The following is a 15,938-nucleotide window of genomic DNA, read 5'->3' on the forward strand; positions in this document are numbered from 1 at the left end:
TAGACCGGCCCCTTCGCGGGCAAGCCCGCTCCCACAGATTGATCGTTGGCGGGCACGAGATGTGTGTTCACCGTAGATCCCCGGTGGGAGCGGGCTTGCCCGCGAAAGCGGTGTGTCAGTCGATGGAGAGGTTGGCCAGGCCCGGCCCCTTCGCGGGCAAGCCCGCTCCCACAGGTTGACCCTTGGCGGACACAAGATTTGTGTTCATCGCACATCCCTTGTGGGAGCGGGCTTGCCCGCGAAAGCGGTGTGTCAGTCGGCGGAGATGTTGGCTAGACCGGCCTCTTCGCGGGCAAGTCCGCTCCCACATTTTGGTCGTTGGTGGGCACGGGATGTGTGTTCACCGTAGATCGCCGGTGGGAGTCTGTGGATGATTGCAACCCCGCGCTTGGACCTTTTGTGGATAGACGCGCAACCCTCGGCGTTTCTACACTGCACCCAGTTCGGGATTGGGAGCTGTGGATGAATCGCAACGAATTGCGCAAGGCCGACATCAACCTGATGGTGGTGTTCGAAACGCTGATGCTCGAACGCAACGTCACGCGGGTGGCGGAGAAGTTGTTCCTGGGCCAGCCGACCATCAGCTCGGCCCTGAACCGTTTGCGCAAGATGTTCAACGACCCGCTGTTCATTCGCGTCGGCCATCGCATGGAGCCGACCGCCCGAGCCGAGGAGATCATCCGGCATTTGTCGCCGGCCCTGGACTCGCTGTCGGTGGCCTTGAGCCTGACACACGATTTCGATCCCGCCAGCAGCACCATGACGTTTCGCATCGGCCTGTCGGACGACGTCGAGTTCGGCCTACTGCCGCCCTTGCTGAGCAGCCTGCGCCAGGAAGCGCCGCAAATCGTGTTCGTGGTCCAGCACGTCGACTACTGGCGCATCCCCGACCTGCTGGCATCGGGTGACATCACCGTGGGCATCAGCCAGACGCGTGGGCTGCCGGCCAATGCCAAACGCAAATTGTTGCGACACATCCAGCCCCGGGTATTGCGCGCCGATGCATCGGACACGCCGCTGACCCTCGACGAATACTGCGCGCGCCCGCATGTGCTGGTGTCCCACACCGCCAACGTGGCCGGTTTTGCCGACGAGTGGCTGGCCGAGATCGGTCGGACGCGCCAGGTGGTGCTGTCCGTGCCGCAGTACAGCGCGTTACCGGCGCTGCTGGCGGGCACGGACCTGATCGCCAGCCTGCCGGATTACACCGCCGCGGCAATGGCCGCATCGGGCCAGTTGTTCAGTGAACCTTTTCCCTTCAAGACCCCCACCCTGGACTTGTCCATGGTCTGGCTGAGCCATGTCGACAGCGACCCGGCCGAGCGCTGGCTGCGATCCCGGCTGGAGGCGTTCATGGGCGAACGCATCGCGCCAGGGCGTTCCTGAGCTCGCCGGACGACGAAACAAAAAACTGCCGCACAGACGAAAGTCGAGCTATGGTTGCCAGGTTTCATCACCTCGTCATTCTCGAACCGGAGTCGAATACATGCCCCACCTGCACATGGAGTACACCGCCAACCTGCCCGAGCTCAAGCCCGAGGTCGCCCTGTTGCGCCTCAATAATGCGCTGGTGGCGTCCGGTCAGTTCGCGGCGGAGTCGGACATCAAGAGCCGGGCCATGAAGGTGGAAACGTTTCGGGTCGGCACCGGTCTGGGCGAGCGCGCTTTCGTGCACGTGAAGCTGGCGCTGTTGAGCGGTCGCTCGCCGGAAATCAAGAAGCAACTGGCCGACAGCCTGCTGGCGGTGATCCAGGAGCTGGGTCCTTGGCCGGAAGGCGTGTCCGTGCAACTGTGTGCGGAAATCCTCGACATCGATCGCGGCCCGTACGCCAAGGCCTTGATCGAGCGTTGAGCGTCGGGCGCCTTACCCGGCGCAGGCCTTGATGATCTGTTCGCGCAGCCAGGCATTGGCGCTGTCCTGGTCGGCGGCCTGGCTCCATTGCATGTTCAAGGTAAAACCCGGCAGCCCCTTGGGCACTTCGTGGTGATTGAAGATCGCCTCGTTCGCCAGCAGTTTCTGGATGCGGCGAGGCAGAGTCAGGATGAAGTCGGTGCCGGTGATCATCTTCAGCGCGGCGCTGTAGCTGTTGGCTCGTGCGGCAATCTGGCGCTGGTGCGCCTGCTGCGACAGCCAGCCGTCCACCATGTTGCTGGATGACATCCAGGGTGTCGGAAAAACGTGCCGGCGCTGTACGAATGATTGAAGGCTCAGTTGCGGCTCCAGTGGCGTCGCCCGCTTGTCCACGACACACACCAGCTCTTCCTCCAGCAACTGCCGGGATTTGAAGTCGGCGTGGTTGCTGTGGAAGTTCGGACCAAAGCAGATCACCAGGTCGAGGCTGCCGTCTCGCAGTTCTTCGGCAGGAATATCGGCTTCGAGCTTGTGCACGTTGACCACCACGGGCAGGTCGGCGTAGTCGAAGTTTCGCAGCAACTGCGGCAGGATCACGTGCTCGAAATACTCCGGCGCGCAGATATTGAACGTGATGGCCTGCCGGGTCGGATCGAACGTTGGCGTACCGGCGTGGCACAGGTTGATGCTTTGCAAAATGGCGCGCACGTGGTCGTACATGCCCTCGGCCTTGTAGGTAGGACGCATGCCGGTGCGGGTGTTGATAAACAGCTCGTCTTCGAAACAGGTTCGCAGTTTCTTCAGGCAGTAGCTGACAGTGGACTGGCTGACACACAGCGCCTCGGACACGCCGGTGACGCTGCTTTGCTCGTACACGGCGCTAAACACCATGAGGTCTTGCATATCGAGCTTTCTGAGGGAGTTACTGTTCAGCATCCTTTCTGTCTCTCGCTGTGCTCCTTGCGCGGATCTTGCGCAAACCAGGCTGATGATCGTAACGGAACGATGGTCCCAAGAGAATGCCGGGCAGGCCGTTTCACGGTCGGCAGTGGGACACATAATGTAGGGAATACGACGCGTCGATCAACGCCCGGGTCGATGATTCATTGTTTAGCTCGGCCCGATCCGAACTCCATCAAATCAATGTTTAACGTCTGTAGGTTGTCGTGGGACGCTGCTCGGATCTGTTTTTCAGTGATGCGCTCATGGACGGTTGGCCTTCAGCAAACCCGTACTCGTCACCGACTGCCCTGGGGCCGCGCTGCGTCGCGACGCCCTCGCTGAGCGCGCTGCCTTCGGAACTGGCCTTCTGGGCACTCTGGCATTGTCGCCATGCCCGGCCTCCGGACTGCCGTATTTCCTGTTGATCCCTTCACGGTGCTTGCCCATGCGAGCACGGGTTGACGGCGCCTGGGCGCCTGTCCGACATGACCATACGAGCCTTGTGATGAACCTTGCCAAGACACCCTTCGCGTCAGTACAGCACGCCGACGCCTTCCTCACCGAAAACCCTGATATCGAACTGTTCGAGCTGTTCATTCTCGACAACAACGGCGTGCCTCGCGGCAAGTTGTTGCACCGGGACGAATTGCGGGCGGTCTACACCAGTGGCCGGCCGCTGCCCAGCACGATTCTCGGGCTGACCCTCAATGGCGACGACGTGGAAAACTCCGGGCTGGTGTGGGACGTCGGCGACATCGATTGCCGGGCCTATCCCCTCAGCGGCAGCTTGCAGCGCCTGCCCTGGCGGCTGATCCCCACGGCTGCGGTGCAGGTCAGCATGCACCCCGAGGAGGGAATGCCCGCGACCGTCGCCGATCCGCGCTACCTGCTCAGCCGGGTGATCGCGGCCTTGCAGGCGGACGGCTATTACCCGGTGATGGCGGCGGAGTTGGAGTTCTACCTGCTGGACGCGCAACGCGACAGCCAGGGGCGGCCGCAACCGGCGCGGGATGCTGACGGTGCTCGCCCGAGTGCGACCCAGGTCTATGGTTTGCGTGAGCTGGAACAGATCGAACCGTTCCTGGCGGACCTTTATGCCGCATGCAAGCTCCAGGGGATTCCCGCCCGGACCGCGATTTCCGAGTACGCGCCGGGCCAGGTGGAGATCACCCTCGAGCATCGCGCCGATGCCTTGCAGGCCATGGACGAAGCGGTGCGCTACAAGCGGCTGGTCAAGGGCGTGGCGCATAAACACGGCATGGCCGCGTGCTTCATGGCCAAGCCTTTCGCCCACTTGGCAGGTTCCGGCCTGCACATGCATGTCAGCCTGGCGGACGAGAAGGGCCACAACCTGTTCGCCAGCGAAGCCGCCGAGGGCACGCCGTTGTTGCGCCATGCGGTGGGCGGGATGCTCGAAACCTTGTTCGACTCGTTGCTGATGTTCTGCCCGAACGCCAACTCCTACCGACGCTTCCAAAGCCACAGCTACGCGCCGCTGGCGGCGACCTGGGGCGTGGACAATCGCACCGTGAGCCTGAGGGTGCCGGGCGGTCCCGCTTCGTCCCGGCACATCGAACACCGCATCTGCGGCGCAGACGCCAACCCGTACCTGGCGGCCGCGGCGATATTGGCCGGTATCCATCACGGCATACGCCAGCGGTGCGATCCCGGGGCGCCTGTCGAAGGCAATGGTTATGCCCAGGCGACCGCGTTGTTGCCCACCGACTGGCTCACCACCCTGAGTGCCCTGGAGGCATCGACCTGGGCGCGGGAAGCGTTGGGCGATGAGTTTCTCAATGTTTATCTAGCGGTCAAGCGCGCCGAGTACCGCCAGTTCATGGGGGAGGTGGGCGAGCAGGACTGGCGTTGGTACTTGCATCACGCCTGACGCCCGGGCAAGCCGCGCGGGGCATGCGCCCCGTGCGGCGTGTTGCTTAAAAAATTATTTAATAGCAACTTTTTCACGAAAAATTGATGGTGGCCTACTTAAAGTTTGTGTTGCCGTAGGGAATGAATTTTTCACATTCACCTGCGGCACTTCTTTTTCAAAGAGCAACTTTCAGGAAACCGTCAATCATCATGCCGACTATTAAAGCCGTGCGCCCGGAGTGGGTGACACTGGTGGCCAGTGCCTTCTTGTTAGTGGGCTTCAACATTGTGCTCTGGCAACACTTGCTGGCGATCACCACGGCGGACGCCCGGGGCCTGCTGATGTGCCTGGCCTTTGGCGTGATGATCTTCTGCGCCTTCAACCTGGTGTTGACGCTCGTGGCGTTCCGGCCGCTGCTCAAGCCGGTGTTGATACTGCTGTTCATGATCAGCGCCGGCGTGGCCTATTTCATGGCGCAGTATGGCGTGCTGATCGATGCCGGGATGCTGCGCAACTTTGCCGAAACCAATGCCACGGAAGTCCGCGACCTATTGTCGCTGAAGTTGTTTGCCTACATCGTTTTACTGGGTGTCGTGCCGTCCTGGTTATTGTTCAAGACACCGATCAACTATCGTCGCTGGCCAAGGGAGTTATTAAGTAAGTTGTTGGTCGGCGTGGCGTCGGCGGCGGTGATCGGTGGCGTCGCGTTGGTCAACTACCAAGGGTTGTCGTCGTTGTTTCGCAACCACCACGAATTGCGCCTGATGGTCGTGCCCAGCAACTACATCGGGGCGACCGTCGGCTACTTGCGCGAACAGGTCGCGTCGGCCAAGCAACCCTTCATCGCCGTGGGTGAGGACGCCAGCCGCAACCCGGCCTGGCAAACCCACGGGCGCAAATCCCTGACGGTGCTGGTGGTGGGGGAGAGCGCCCGGGCCGAGAACTTCGGCATCCTCGGCTACAACCGCGACACCACCCCGAACCTGGATAAGGAAGCCGGCCTGATCGCCTTCACCGATGTGCATTCCTGCGGGACCGAGACCGCCGTGTCGGTGCCGTGCATGTTCTCCAACATGGGGCGCAAGAACTACGACGCCAGCAAGGCCAGGAATGAAGAAGGCCTGCTGGACGTGCTCAAGCGTGCCGGGCTGGAGGTGATCTGGCGCGACAACCAGTCTGGCTGCAAGGGTACCTGCGACCGCGTCACATTGCAGGATGTGAGCAACCTCAAGGATCCGGCGCTGTGCGCCAACAGCGAGTGCCGCGACGAAATCCTGTTGCAGGGTCTGCAGCACTTCATCGACAACCTCGACAAAGACACCGTGCTGGTGCTGCACCAGATGGGCAGCCACGGGCCTGAGTACTTCAAGCGCTACCCCAAGGAGTACGAGCACTTCACTCCGGTGTGCGAGAGCAATGCGCTGAACAATTGCAGCCGCGAGAGCATCGTCAACGGCTACGACAATACGTTGGTGTACACCGACCATGTGCTGTCGACGCTGATCGACCTGCTGCGGGCCAACCAGGACAAGGTCGACACGGCCATGCTCTACCTGTCGGACCATGGCGAGTCCCTGGGCGAGTACAACCTGTTCCTCCATGGCACGCCCTACATGCTCGCCCCGGAACAACAGAAGCACGTGGCGATGCTCGCCTGGTTTTCCGACAGCTATCAGAAGGCGTTCTCGGTCGACACCCATTGCTTGCAACTGAGCCGGGAGAAACCTCTGAGCCAAGACAACCTGTTCCATTCGATGCTCGGGCTGCTGGAGGTCAGCAGCAAGGTCTACAACCCGGACCTGGACCTGTTCGCCAATTGCCGCGGCGCGGTCATCGACGGCGTGTTGGCGCGCGAGTGAGTGCCTACACCTTTTTTTCACGCGACGCCGGTTAACCTGTCTGTCATCCATTTCCCAAGAGCCGTTCGTATGTCCGCGTTACCCCCTTCCACCGTCGAGCTTGAGTTCGCCAGGCAGCACGACCAGGAGCATGCGCAGGTCTGCTGCCAACCGGCGCCTCGACGGCTGCGCCTGGCGTTCTGGCGGGATGAGCACATGGTGCGCAACGCCCTGAAAGTGGCTGGTGAACCGGGGTTGGTGCTGGATGTGGCATGCGGGGCCGGGCGGTTCTGGCCGGTGCTGGCTGAGCATGCCAACCGGGTGATCCTGGCGGCGGACCCATCGCCGGACATGCTCGAGCACGCGCTCACCCACCATGGTGGCGCGCTGCTCCAGCGGGTCAGGACGTTTCCCAGTTCGGCGTTCACCATCGGGCTCTCGGCCAACGCGGTGGATTGTATTTTTTGCCTGCAACTGTTTCGGCACGTCAGCGCCAGCGAGCATCGCCTGGCCTTGTTGCGCGAGTTTTATCGGGTCAGCCGCGACACGGTGATCGTTTCGGTGCAAATCGAGGGCCGTCTGAAGATCGGCCATTCTTCGCCGCGCAAACTCGCCGGCAAGGCGGACATCGAGACCGAATTCCGAAAGGCCGGTTTCAACGTGGTGTGGCACCAGGATTTCCTGCCCGGTTTTGCACTGACGCGGGTATATGTATTGCGTAAGACCAGTTAGTTCGTAATGTAGGACTATTCTTGCGTTTGCGCGGGCAATTTCTCTCAGGCTCTGGCTCTACGAATGCTCGCAATCGCCGGCGGCGATATATACTGCGCGCCATTCTTCAAGGGAGAGCCGTGTGGCCATCGATATTCACTGGATTCGCGACAACGATAGCCTCGGTCAGTTTTGCGCCGAATGGCAGCAGTTGCCCTTCGTCGCCCTCGACACCGAATTCATGCGGGTCGACACCTTTTACCCGATTGCCGGCTTGCTGCAGATCGGCGATGGCAAGCGCGCCTACCTGATCGACCCCTTGACCATCGACAACTGGCAACCCCTGGCCGCACTGCTGGAGAACCCGGCGGTGCTCAAGGTGCTGCACGCCTGCAGCGAAGACCTTGAAGTGCTGCTGCGCCTGACGGGCAGCCTGCCCGCGCCGTTGTTCGACACCCAACTGGCCGCCGCGTACCTGAACCTGGGGTTCTCCATGGGGTACTCGCGCCTGGTGCAGGACGTGCTGGGGATCGACCTGCCCAAGGGTGAGACCCGTTCCGACTGGTTGCAACGGCCCTTGTCCGAGACGCAGATCAGCTACGCCGCCGAAGATGCGCTGCATCTGGCGGAAGTTTTCGTACAACTGCGTCCGAAACTGTCCGATGAAAAATACGCCTGGGTCCTGGAGGATGGTGCCGAACTGGTGGCCAACCTGCGTCGTGAAATCGACCCGTATGAGGTGTACCGCGAAGCCAAGCTGGCCTGGAAACTCTCCCGCGCCCAATTGGCCGTGCTGCGCGAGCTGTGTGCCTGGCGCGAGCGTGAGGCGCGTGCCCGCGACCTGCCGCGCAACCGCATCATCCGTGAGCATTCGCTGTGGCCCCTGGCCCGCACGCAGCCGGATAACCTCGGGGCGTTGGCTAAAATCGAAGACATGCACCCGCGCACCGTGCGTCAGGACGGCGAGTTCCTGCTGGACCTGATCCAGCGCGCCGGCAGCGTACCGCCCGACCAATGGCCGCCGGCCGTGGCCGAGCCGTTGCCGATCGAGGCCGCGGCCCTGGTCAAGCGCCTGCGGGCACTGGGACAAGCCGAAGCCGAACGCCTGAGAATTGCCCCGGAGCTGATGCTGCGCAAGAAAACCCTCGAAGCCCTGATCAAGAGCGGCTTTCCCGAGGGCCCTTACCAATTGCCCGATTCGCTGCGTGGCTGGCGCCGCGAATTGATGGGCCAGGCGCTGCTCGACAGCCTGGCCACTGCCGGAGAACAGCCTTGAAACGTATCTGCTCCATCTACCGAAGCTCGAAGAAAAACGAGATGTACCTGTATGTGCTCAAGAGCGATGCACTGGCGCGGGTCCCCGAGCCGTTGATGGCGGCCTTCGGCAAGGCGATCCATGCCTTTGACCTGGTCCTGACCCCGGAGCGACAGCTGTCCCGGGAGGACATCAACCGGGTGCTGGAAAACCTCGATACCCAGGGCTACCACTTGCAGATGCCGCCCGCCGAAGACGAGTACATCGAGCATCTGCCCGAAGAGTTGCTGCGCCGTAACGACCCGGTCTGACAGGTACCCCGAGGCCCCGTCCTGGGGCGCTTGAAACACTGGAATGGATTTATCGATGATGACCCCAGGGCGGAAAACGCTCCGCCGGCGGTCGTCTGTACTGTTTTTGAAAGGTTTGATTCATGCGCGTTCTGATTGCCGAACACGATCATGCGGTATACGCCCAACTGCTGCGCCAGGCTGCCCCCGATCTTGAAGTCCTGACCAGCGGCGATTCCGCCGAACTGGCGCGGCTGGCCGCCGATTGCCCGGTCTGGCTCGGCCAGCCCGACCTGCTCGCCACACTGTTGCGCCAAGGCCACCAGCCGCAGTGGTTGCAGTCGACCTGGGCCGGCATCACGCCGTTGCTTGCCGAAGGCTTGACCCGCGACTACCGCCTGACCCGGGCGGTGGGCATTTTCGGCCAGGTGATGGCCGAATACGTGCTCACCTACATGCTCGGCCATGAGCGCGAGGTCCTGGCGCGCCTGGTCAGCCAGGTGGAGCGCAAATGGGACAACCGGCAGGGACAGGGCCTGGTGGGGCGCAAGGTGTTGATCGTCGGTACGGGCGATATCGGCCAGCGCGTGGCGCAGTTCCTGCTGCCGTTTGGCGTGCAGTTGTATGGCATTGCCAGCGAGGCCCGCGAGCAGGCGCCGTTCGTCGAAGTGGGAGCGCTGGAGGATCTGCCGCGGCTGGTGGGGGAGGCGGACTACGTCATCAACCTGCTGCCCAACACGCCCGACACCCATGATGTGTACGATGCGGCGTTATTCAAGCAGTTCAAGCCCAGCGGTCTGTTCATCAACGTCGGACGCGGCGTGGCGGTGGTGGATGCGGACCTGGTCGAGGCCCTGAAGGAAGGGCACCTGGCCGGCGCGGTGATTGACGTCTGCCGCCAGGAGCCGCTGCCGCAACGCCATCCATTCTGGACTGCCTGGGGCCTGCTGCTCACCGGCCACAGCTCCGCCCCGACCTCGCCACCGATGATGGCGCAGCTGTTCCTGGAAAACCTGCGGGCCTACCAGGCCGGCGAGGCACTGCGCGGGGAAGTGGATTTCACTCGGGGTTACTGAAACCACCGATCAATCTTGTGGGAGCGGGCTTGCTCGCGAAGACGATGGTTCAGCCAGAGTCAATGTTGGCTGACACATCGCCTTCGCGAGCAAGCCCGCTCCCACAGGGGGATTGTGTGGCGGGTTACAGAGTGAAATCGCCTTCGGCCACCAGTTCGCTCAACGGCCGGCGCGGGCTAGGGGTTTCGCGGGCCTGGAGGTACTCGGCCAGGGTGGATTTGTCCCCCAGCTTGCCAATCGCCACGGCCGCGTGCAGGTCATAGCCCTCGGGGATCTTCAGCTCCTGGCGGGTCAGTGCCTGATCGAACCCGGCCATGCCGTGGGTGTGCCAGCCGCTGAGGCTGGCTTGCAGCGCCAGGTGGCCCCAGGCCGCGCCGGTGTCGAAGGCGTGGCTCTGCGCCGGGGTTTCTTCGGTGGCGCCGGGTACGGCGAAGGTGGTCTTCGACACGATGATCACCAGCGCCGAGGCATGCTGGGCCCAGCTGCGGTTGAATTCGTTGAGCAGGCCCAGGAAGCGCTCCCAGTTCGGCGTGTCACGGCGCGCGTACAAGAACCGCCACGGTTGCGAGTTGTAGGCCGATGGCGCCCAGCGCGCGGCTTCGAAAAAGCCCAGCAGGGTGTCTTCGGCAATGCTTTCGCCCGTAAAGGCGCGGGGCGACCAGCGTTCGATGAACTGCGGATGAATGGCGTAATCGGCGATGCGGGAATTGGCGCTCATGACTCACCTGACAGGGCTGTTTGGAAAATGTCGCAACAACCTACGTCGCGGCGTGCGGCCTGACAAGACCCCGCCTACCGACAGTCGCCAATGCTTGGCCTGAAGCAGCCCGGGCACTAGACTGTCGGCCTTTTCACCACCTGATGTTGATGCTTGAGCCATGGCCGCCAAAGTCGAACCGTTCTGGATACGCAAAACCCTCGATCAGCTGGATGCCCAGGAATGGGAATCGCTGTGCGACGGCTGCGGCCTGTGCTGCCTGCAAAAGCTCGAAGACGAAGAAGACAACAGCGTCTACTACACGCGCATCGCCTGCAAACTACTGGACCTCAAGACCTGCCAGTGCAGCGACTATGCCAACCGCCGTGCGTTCGTTCCCGATTGCATTCAACTTACTCCGGGCAAGGCCGATGAGTTCAAGTGGCTGCCACCGACCTGCGGTTATCGGCTGGTCAGCGAGGGCAAGGACCTGCCGCTGTGGCACCACCTTGTCTGCGGTGATCGCGATGCGGTGCACCACGAACGCATTTCCCAGTCCGGGCGCATGCTGGCCGAAGGCAGCGTGCCCGAAGAAGATTGGGAAGATCATCTGATTTTTCGCGCCGGCTGAGCCGCCGGGCATCGCTACCAGGGAGAACCCATGGCTGCAGGATTGAAACGGATGCTGGCGGCCGGGTGCCTGGTCGTGTGTGGCCCTTTGTGGGCGGCGCAGAAAGTCGACCTGGATTATCACGTGCACCTGCTGCCCCAGAGCGACCAGGCCGAAGTGCGCCTGACGCTGGCCCGCGGTTCGGCGGTGCGCAGCCTGGATTTCGACCTCGACGACGGCAGCCGCTACAGTGATTTCAAGGCCGACGGCCAGTGGCAACTGACCCCCGGCAAGCACGCCCGGGGTGTCTGGCGGCCGACAGCCGACAAGGCCAGCCTGAGCTACCGGGTGCGCATCAGCCATACGCGCAAGAATGGCACCTTCGAAACCCGCATGACTCCGACCTGGGCCCTGTTTCGCGGCGACGACCTAGTGCCATCGGCCAAGCTCGACCAGCAGGACGGTGTCGAATTGGTCGCGCGCCTGGAAGTCGAGTTGCGCGACGGCTGGAAAAGCATCGAGACGCCGTGGCCGCGCATCGGCAAGCAACGTTTTCGCATCGACAACCCCTCGCGCCTTTTCGACCGGCCTACCGGCTGGATGCTCGCCGGCAAACTCGGCAGCCGCCGCACACGCCTGGGGGAAACCGAAGTGACGGTGGCCTCGCCCCAAGGCCAGGGCATGCGCCGGATGGACGTGCTGACGCTGCTGACGTTCGTCTGGCCGCAGGTGCAGGCCGTGGTGCCGCGTCATCCCGCCAAGCTGCTGATCGTCGGCGCGGGCGACCCGTTATGGCGCGGTGCCCAGGGCTCCCACGAATCGATCTACCTGCACAGCCGTCCGCCGCTGGTGAGCGAGCGGGGCAGCAGCCCGCTGTTGCGAGAGTTGATGCAAGTGCTGGCACGGGTCAACGACCGTGATCGCAGCGACTGGATCAGCGAGGGGCTGACGGAGTTCTATGCCATCGAACTGCTGCGTCGCGCCGGTGGCCTGAGTGACGAGCGCTATCAGGCCCTCAATGAGCGGCTCGCTCGGGACAGCCGGGGTGTCACGACTTTGCGCGGCGAGCAGATCAGCCCCGCGATGGTGGCCAAGGCGGTCCTGCTGTTGCAGGAACTGGACCGTGAGATCCGCCTGAAAACCCGTAACAAGCGTTCGCTGGACGATGTGCTGCAAGGGGCGATGCGGCTGGAGACGGTCGATACCGAGGAGTTCGTGCAGCTCAGCGAAAGCATCCTGGAGGGCGCTTCCACCGTCCTGGATAACCGCTTGCTTCAGTGACGGCGCTTTCGCGAGCTGGCTCGTTCCCTCAGGGGAATCAACGGTGTTCTGCGGTCTTGTGGCCGAGACACTGTAGGCGCGAGCCTGCTCGCGGTGGGGCCATCAGCCCCGGCGCAAAAGATCAGAGCCCGGCTTTGGGCGAAACCAGCGAATCATTCCCCGTCACCGTAGCCGTGCTCGTCGCCGCTTCGGCGTTGGCCTTCATGCGGCTCAGCTCTTCGCCGGCCTGTTCGATCCGGGCGCGAGCGTTGTCGAGGTTCTGGCGATTTTTTTCCAACAGCGACTTGGCCGAGCAATGCCCGGTGATGCCCCGCGCCAGTGCCATGCCGCCAATGGCCAGTTGAGCCAGCCCGATCACCCCGCCACGGCGCAAGCCCTTGCCCATCATCAGCACCCCACCGGCCAGCGAGCCGATGCGCTCCCAGCCGTGCACGTTCTGCCGCGGGTGGGATTGGAAAGGGGTGCTCTGAATCGGCTCGAATGGATTGTTATCGCTCATGATCTGTCTCCAGTGTGGGGATTGGTATAAAGCTGACTGCCCGAGCGTTTGCCTTGTTCAATCGGATTTGACGCCGATCAGCGGAATTGCGGACCGGAGCGGGTGTTGTTGCCTTTGGCCATGCGGTCGTACAGCACGACGTTGACGGTGGCGGCCAGGTTCATACAGCCCGTGGTCGGGATGTACACCACGTCTTCGCACCAGTCGCGGATGTCCTTGTCCAGCGAGCCGTCTTCGGGGCCGAAGATGTACAGGGCCCGGTCCGGGTGGGTGTATTCGGGCAGCGGACGGGCGCCTTCCACCAGTTCCACGGCCACCGGTACGCAGCCCAGGGGCAGGATTTTCTTCAGGTCGTCGATGCCGATCAGTGGAATGTCGTAGTGGACTTTCTTGGTGTCGGTGACGAAGTCGGCGGCGCGCTCGTAGCGCTTGCCGGTGTAGAACACCGACGCCACGCCGTAGCAGCCGGCGGCGCGCATGACCGAACCGACGTTTTCCGGTGACTTTGGGTTGAACAGACCGATGCAGCTGTAGCGTTTGTTGGCCACGGGCGGGGTGCCTTTGGGGAAAAAGGCGAGATTATACGGGGAATGGGGGAGGGGCGGCAGTTTCGAGATTGGCGGTGACTGTCGGACCGCTTTCGCGAGCAAGCTCGCTCCCACAGGGGGCTATCGGCGTACGTGAGCTTCTGTGTACACCTCGATCCACTGTGGGAGCGAGCTTGCTCGCGAAGAGGCCCTGACAGCCCCTGAAGAGGCTGTCAGGCCCTTGCCGATCACTCGTCCTTCTTCATCAACCCAGCCAGCGCGGCGAAGGGGTTGTGGGTCGCCTTGGCGATTTTCGGCGTGCTGAGGGAGCCGTCGCCGAAGTACTGCTGGTCGGTGTAGCGCGAGTGCTCGTTGTCGTGGCAGTACAGGCACAGCAGTTCCCAGTTGGAACCGTCCTGCGGGTTGTTGTCGTGGTTGTGGTCGCGGTGGTGAACGGTCAGCTCGCTCAGGCGCTTGCCGGAAAATTCACGGGCGCAGCGGCCGCAGACGTGGGGGTACATTTTCAGGGCCTTGTCGCGGTAGCCCATTTCCCGGTCGCGCTGGGCGTCGGCGAGGATGCGGTCCAGCTTGGCGGTGTTGGACGGTGGCGTTGACGAACTCATGGGTTCACCTTGTAGAAAAGACAAATGACGGTTGAATGCAGTTTAGCTCAGCCCTTGAGCTTCTCGGCAATCCAGATGGTGTGGCGGGTGCCTTTGTTGCCGTGGGCGAACACTTGCACTTCCTCGGCCTTGAAGCCGGCTTTTTTCAGTTTGTCGGAAAACTGCCGGTCAGCGCTGGCCGACCACACCGCCAGCACGCCCTTGGGGCGCAGCGCCTTGGCGCAGGCGGCCAGGCCGGCAGCCGAATACAGCCAACTGTTGGCTTTCTGGGTCAGGCCTTCGGGACCGTTGTCGACATCGAGCATGATCGCGTCGAACCCTTGGGGTTCGGCCTGCAGGACCTTGGCCACGTCTTCAAGGCGGATGACGGTGCGCGGGTCCGACAGCGGCCGCCCAGCCTTTTCACCCAGGGGGCCGCGATTCCACTCCACCACGCCGGGCACCAGCTCGGCCACCACCACTTCGGCCTGCTTGCCCAGGTGCTTGAGGGCCGAGGCGAGGGTGAAACCCATGCCAAGGCCGCCAATCAACACTCGTGAATCGGGCCGGCCGGCGACCTTGCGGCAGGGGATCTCGGCCAAGGCATCCTCGGAACCGTGCATGCGCGTGTTCATCAACTGGCCGCCGTCACCGCCCTGGATCTTGATGACGAAGTCTTCGCCGTACTCGAACAGGCACAAGGCGCCGCCGTTGGCCGGGATGGGGGTGGTGTCGAGCAGAACGAAACGTTTCATGGAAGTCTCATGAGGGAGGGTGGACCGGTGTGCCAGCGGGCTGTGCGGTTAATTCCAGTGCATCCATTAGCCACACAGGCCTCCTGGGTCTAGCCTGAAGGCAACAGTCGCCACGGAGCCATTGATGAAGTGCATCATTCTACCGGCCATTGTCCTGGCGGTGTGCTCGATGAGTTGCGCGCAGGCCCAGCAGCCGACGATTCCGGTCAACCCGCCGAGCATCCCCGGTTCGCCCGGCACCGCCACGCCCCTGCCGTACCCGCCGGTCGCGCCCAGCGGCCTACCCAAGACCGGCCCCGGAAGCGCCGGGCCGCCTTTGCTGCCGCCGATCGAAATGCCCCACCCGCCCAAGGACCAACCGCTACCGGGCATGGAGTCGCAAGCGCCGAAGGCCAAGTCGCCGGGGGGATGAACCTGATAGGTGAATGACGGGCCCTGTGGGAGCGGGCTTGCTCGCGAAAGCGGAGTGTCAGTCGACATCAATGTTGTTTGACACTCCGCTTTCGCGAGCAAGCCCGCTCCCACGCCGATTGTGGTTGGCCGTCAGACCTGCTGCGACAGCAGCTGTCCATCGGCCATGCGCAGGCGCTTGGACAGGGACACAGCGAGGGCGCGGATGATCTTGGCGGCGATCTTGGGGGCGTCGTTGAGCATTTTTTCCAGGGAGTCCTTGCCCAGGTTCAGCAACTGGCAGGGGCTGGCCGCGATGCAACTGGCCGAGCGCCGCTCGCCGTCCAGCACGGCCATTTCCCCGAACGCCCGGCCACTGCGCAAGGTGGCGATGGTCACGGGTTGGCCGTCGGGGCCGGTTTTCTGCACGGCCACCTGGCCGGTGTGGATGATGCACATGAAACTGCCCGCATCACCCTCTCGGAAGATCGCCTCGCCCTCGGCGATGGCGCTGATGCTGAAATAGCCCGACGCCGCCGCGAAGTCGGCAGGCTGCAATTGGTCGAACAGGCCGCAGTCCATCAGCCAGTCGCGGATTTCTTTGTTCAGTAAGGTCGGTTCTGACATGTCGTCACGGTCTTTTTCTTGTGTCTGCTACGGTTTGGATTGCTTGGCTGCAAGCAGGGCCCTGTAGGAGCGGGCTTGCCCGCGAAGGCGCCATATCAGTCACTGCTGATGTCGGC

The 15,938-nt window shown here is 62.9% G+C and carries 18 protein-coding genes; 11 read left to right on the forward strand and 7 right to left on the reverse strand.

The features are described from left to right. Nucleotides 1-462: 462 nt before the first annotated feature. A complete protein-coding gene (locus V5F23_RS06845; protein WP_042729655.1) occupies nt 463-1,386 on the forward strand; it encodes a LysR family transcriptional regulator in 924 nt (307 codons plus the stop codon). A gap of 100 nt (nt 1,387-1,486) precedes the next feature. Further along, the gene (locus V5F23_RS06850; protein WP_042729656.1) at nt 1,487-1,852 is read left to right on the forward strand and encodes a 5-carboxymethyl-2-hydroxymuconate Delta-isomerase; all 366 of its coding nucleotides are present in this window, start codon (nt 1,487-1,489) and stop codon (nt 1,850-1,852) included. 12 nt (nt 1,853-1,864) lie between these two features. Here V5F23_RS06850 and V5F23_RS06855 read toward each other — a convergent pair whose 3' ends face one another. Continuing rightward, entirely contained in the window at nt 1,865-2,788 is a 924-nt protein-coding gene (locus V5F23_RS06855) for a LysR family transcriptional regulator (RefSeq protein ID WP_047739233.1), read from the reverse strand. Between the two features lie 511 nt (nt 2,789-3,299). On the opposite strand from V5F23_RS06855, the gene V5F23_RS06860 reads away from it, so the two are divergent. The 6 genes from V5F23_RS06860 to V5F23_RS06885 all read left to right on the forward strand — a co-directional run bounded on the left by V5F23_RS06860 (nt 3,300) and on the right by V5F23_RS06885 (nt 9,834). Then, a complete protein-coding gene (locus tag V5F23_RS06860; protein ID WP_338497826.1) occupies nt 3,300-4,682 on the forward strand; it encodes a glutamine synthetase family protein in 1,383 nt (460 codons plus the stop codon). Between the two features lie 191 nt (nt 4,683-4,873). Next, nucleotides 4,874-6,523 carry a phosphoethanolamine--lipid A transferase gene (locus tag V5F23_RS06865; protein WP_042729659.1) on the forward strand — a complete coding sequence of 550 codons (1,650 nt, stop codon included), beginning with the start codon at nt 4,874-4,876 and terminating at the stop codon, nt 6,521-6,523. Nucleotides 6,524-6,592: 69 nt separating this feature from the next. Then, the gene (locus V5F23_RS06870; protein WP_338474388.1) at nt 6,593-7,234 is read left to right on the forward strand and encodes a class I SAM-dependent methyltransferase; all 642 of its coding nucleotides are present in this window, start codon (nt 6,593-6,595) and stop codon (nt 7,232-7,234) included. Nucleotides 7,235-7,355: 121 nt separating this feature from the next. Next, entirely contained in the window at nt 7,356-8,489 is a 1,134-nt protein-coding gene (gene rnd / locus V5F23_RS06875) for a ribonuclease D (protein ID WP_338497827.1), read from the forward strand. Next, nucleotides 8,486-8,779 (forward strand): YcgL domain-containing protein, encoded by a 294-nt coding sequence (locus V5F23_RS06880; protein WP_042729662.1) that lies wholly within the window; start codon nt 8,486-8,488, stop codon nt 8,777-8,779. The genes rnd and V5F23_RS06880 overlap by 4 nt, the downstream gene beginning before the upstream one ends. A 122-nt stretch (nt 8,780-8,901) precedes the next feature. Next, on the forward strand, nt 8,902-9,834 hold the full coding sequence (locus tag V5F23_RS06885; RefSeq protein ID WP_042729663.1) for a D-2-hydroxyacid dehydrogenase: 933 nt from the start codon (nt 8,902-8,904) through the stop codon (nt 9,832-9,834). Between the two features lie 124 nt (nt 9,835-9,958). Here V5F23_RS06885 and V5F23_RS06890 read toward each other — a convergent pair whose 3' ends face one another. Further along, nucleotides 9,959-10,552 (reverse strand): nitroreductase family protein, encoded by a 594-nt coding sequence (locus tag V5F23_RS06890; protein WP_042729664.1) that lies wholly within the window; start codon nt 10,550-10,552, stop codon nt 9,959-9,961. 160 nt (nt 10,553-10,712) lie between these two features. Between V5F23_RS06890 and V5F23_RS06895 the strand changes: the two genes are divergently transcribed. Both V5F23_RS06895 and V5F23_RS06900 read left to right on the forward strand, forming a co-directional pair. Beyond that, nucleotides 10,713-11,162: a YcgN family cysteine cluster protein gene (locus tag V5F23_RS06895; RefSeq protein ID WP_042729665.1), complete on the forward strand. Its 450-nt coding sequence runs from the start codon at nt 10,713-10,715 to the stop codon at nt 11,160-11,162. Between the two features lie 30 nt (nt 11,163-11,192). After that, nucleotides 11,193-12,422, forward strand: a complete 1,230-nt coding sequence (locus V5F23_RS06900) for a hypothetical protein (protein WP_042729666.1) — start codon at nt 11,193-11,195, stop codon at nt 12,420-12,422. Nucleotides 12,423-12,543: 121 nt separating this feature from the next. Here the strand turns inward: V5F23_RS06900 and V5F23_RS06905 are convergent, their stop codons facing one another. From V5F23_RS06905 to V5F23_RS06920, 4 genes are all read right to left on the reverse strand, one after another. Next, nucleotides 12,544-12,921 (reverse strand): DUF2892 domain-containing protein, encoded by a 378-nt coding sequence (locus tag V5F23_RS06905; RefSeq protein WP_042729667.1) that lies wholly within the window; start codon nt 12,919-12,921, stop codon nt 12,544-12,546. Nucleotides 12,922-12,998: 77 nt separating this feature from the next. Further along, on the reverse strand, nt 12,999-13,469 hold the full coding sequence (locus tag V5F23_RS06910) for an RNA methyltransferase (protein WP_003198862.1): 471 nt from the start codon (nt 13,467-13,469) through the stop codon (nt 12,999-13,001). A 227-nt stretch (nt 13,470-13,696) separates the two neighbouring features. Beyond that, nucleotides 13,697-14,071 carry a YajD family HNH nuclease gene (locus V5F23_RS06915; protein ID WP_003184246.1) on the reverse strand — a complete coding sequence of 125 codons (375 nt, stop codon included), beginning with the start codon at nt 14,069-14,071 and terminating at the stop codon, nt 13,697-13,699. 47 nt (nt 14,072-14,118) lie between these two features. Continuing rightward, the gene (locus V5F23_RS06920; RefSeq protein WP_212803492.1) at nt 14,119-14,805 is read right to left on the reverse strand and encodes an MnmC family methyltransferase; all 687 of its coding nucleotides are present in this window, start codon (nt 14,803-14,805) and stop codon (nt 14,119-14,121) included. A 124-nt stretch (nt 14,806-14,929) separates the two neighbouring features. Between V5F23_RS06920 and V5F23_RS06925 the strand changes: the two genes are divergently transcribed. Further along, nucleotides 14,930-15,217, forward strand: coding sequence for a hypothetical protein (locus tag V5F23_RS06925; RefSeq protein WP_047739228.1), 288 nt, complete (start codon nt 14,930-14,932; stop codon nt 15,215-15,217). 131 nt (nt 15,218-15,348) lie between these two features. On the opposite strand, the gene V5F23_RS06930 is transcribed toward V5F23_RS06925, so the two are convergent. Beyond that, nucleotides 15,349-15,822, reverse strand: coding sequence for a cyclic nucleotide-binding domain-containing protein (locus tag V5F23_RS06930; RefSeq protein WP_042732995.1), 474 nt, complete (start codon nt 15,820-15,822; stop codon nt 15,349-15,351). Nucleotides 15,823-15,938 lie beyond the last annotated feature (116 nt).

Origin of the sequence: Pseudomonas sp. WP18, assembly GCF_036689585.1 — a bacterium.
Lineage (GTDB): Bacteria > Pseudomonadota > Gammaproteobacteria > Pseudomonadales > Pseudomonadaceae > Aquipseudomonas > Aquipseudomonas chlororaphis_E.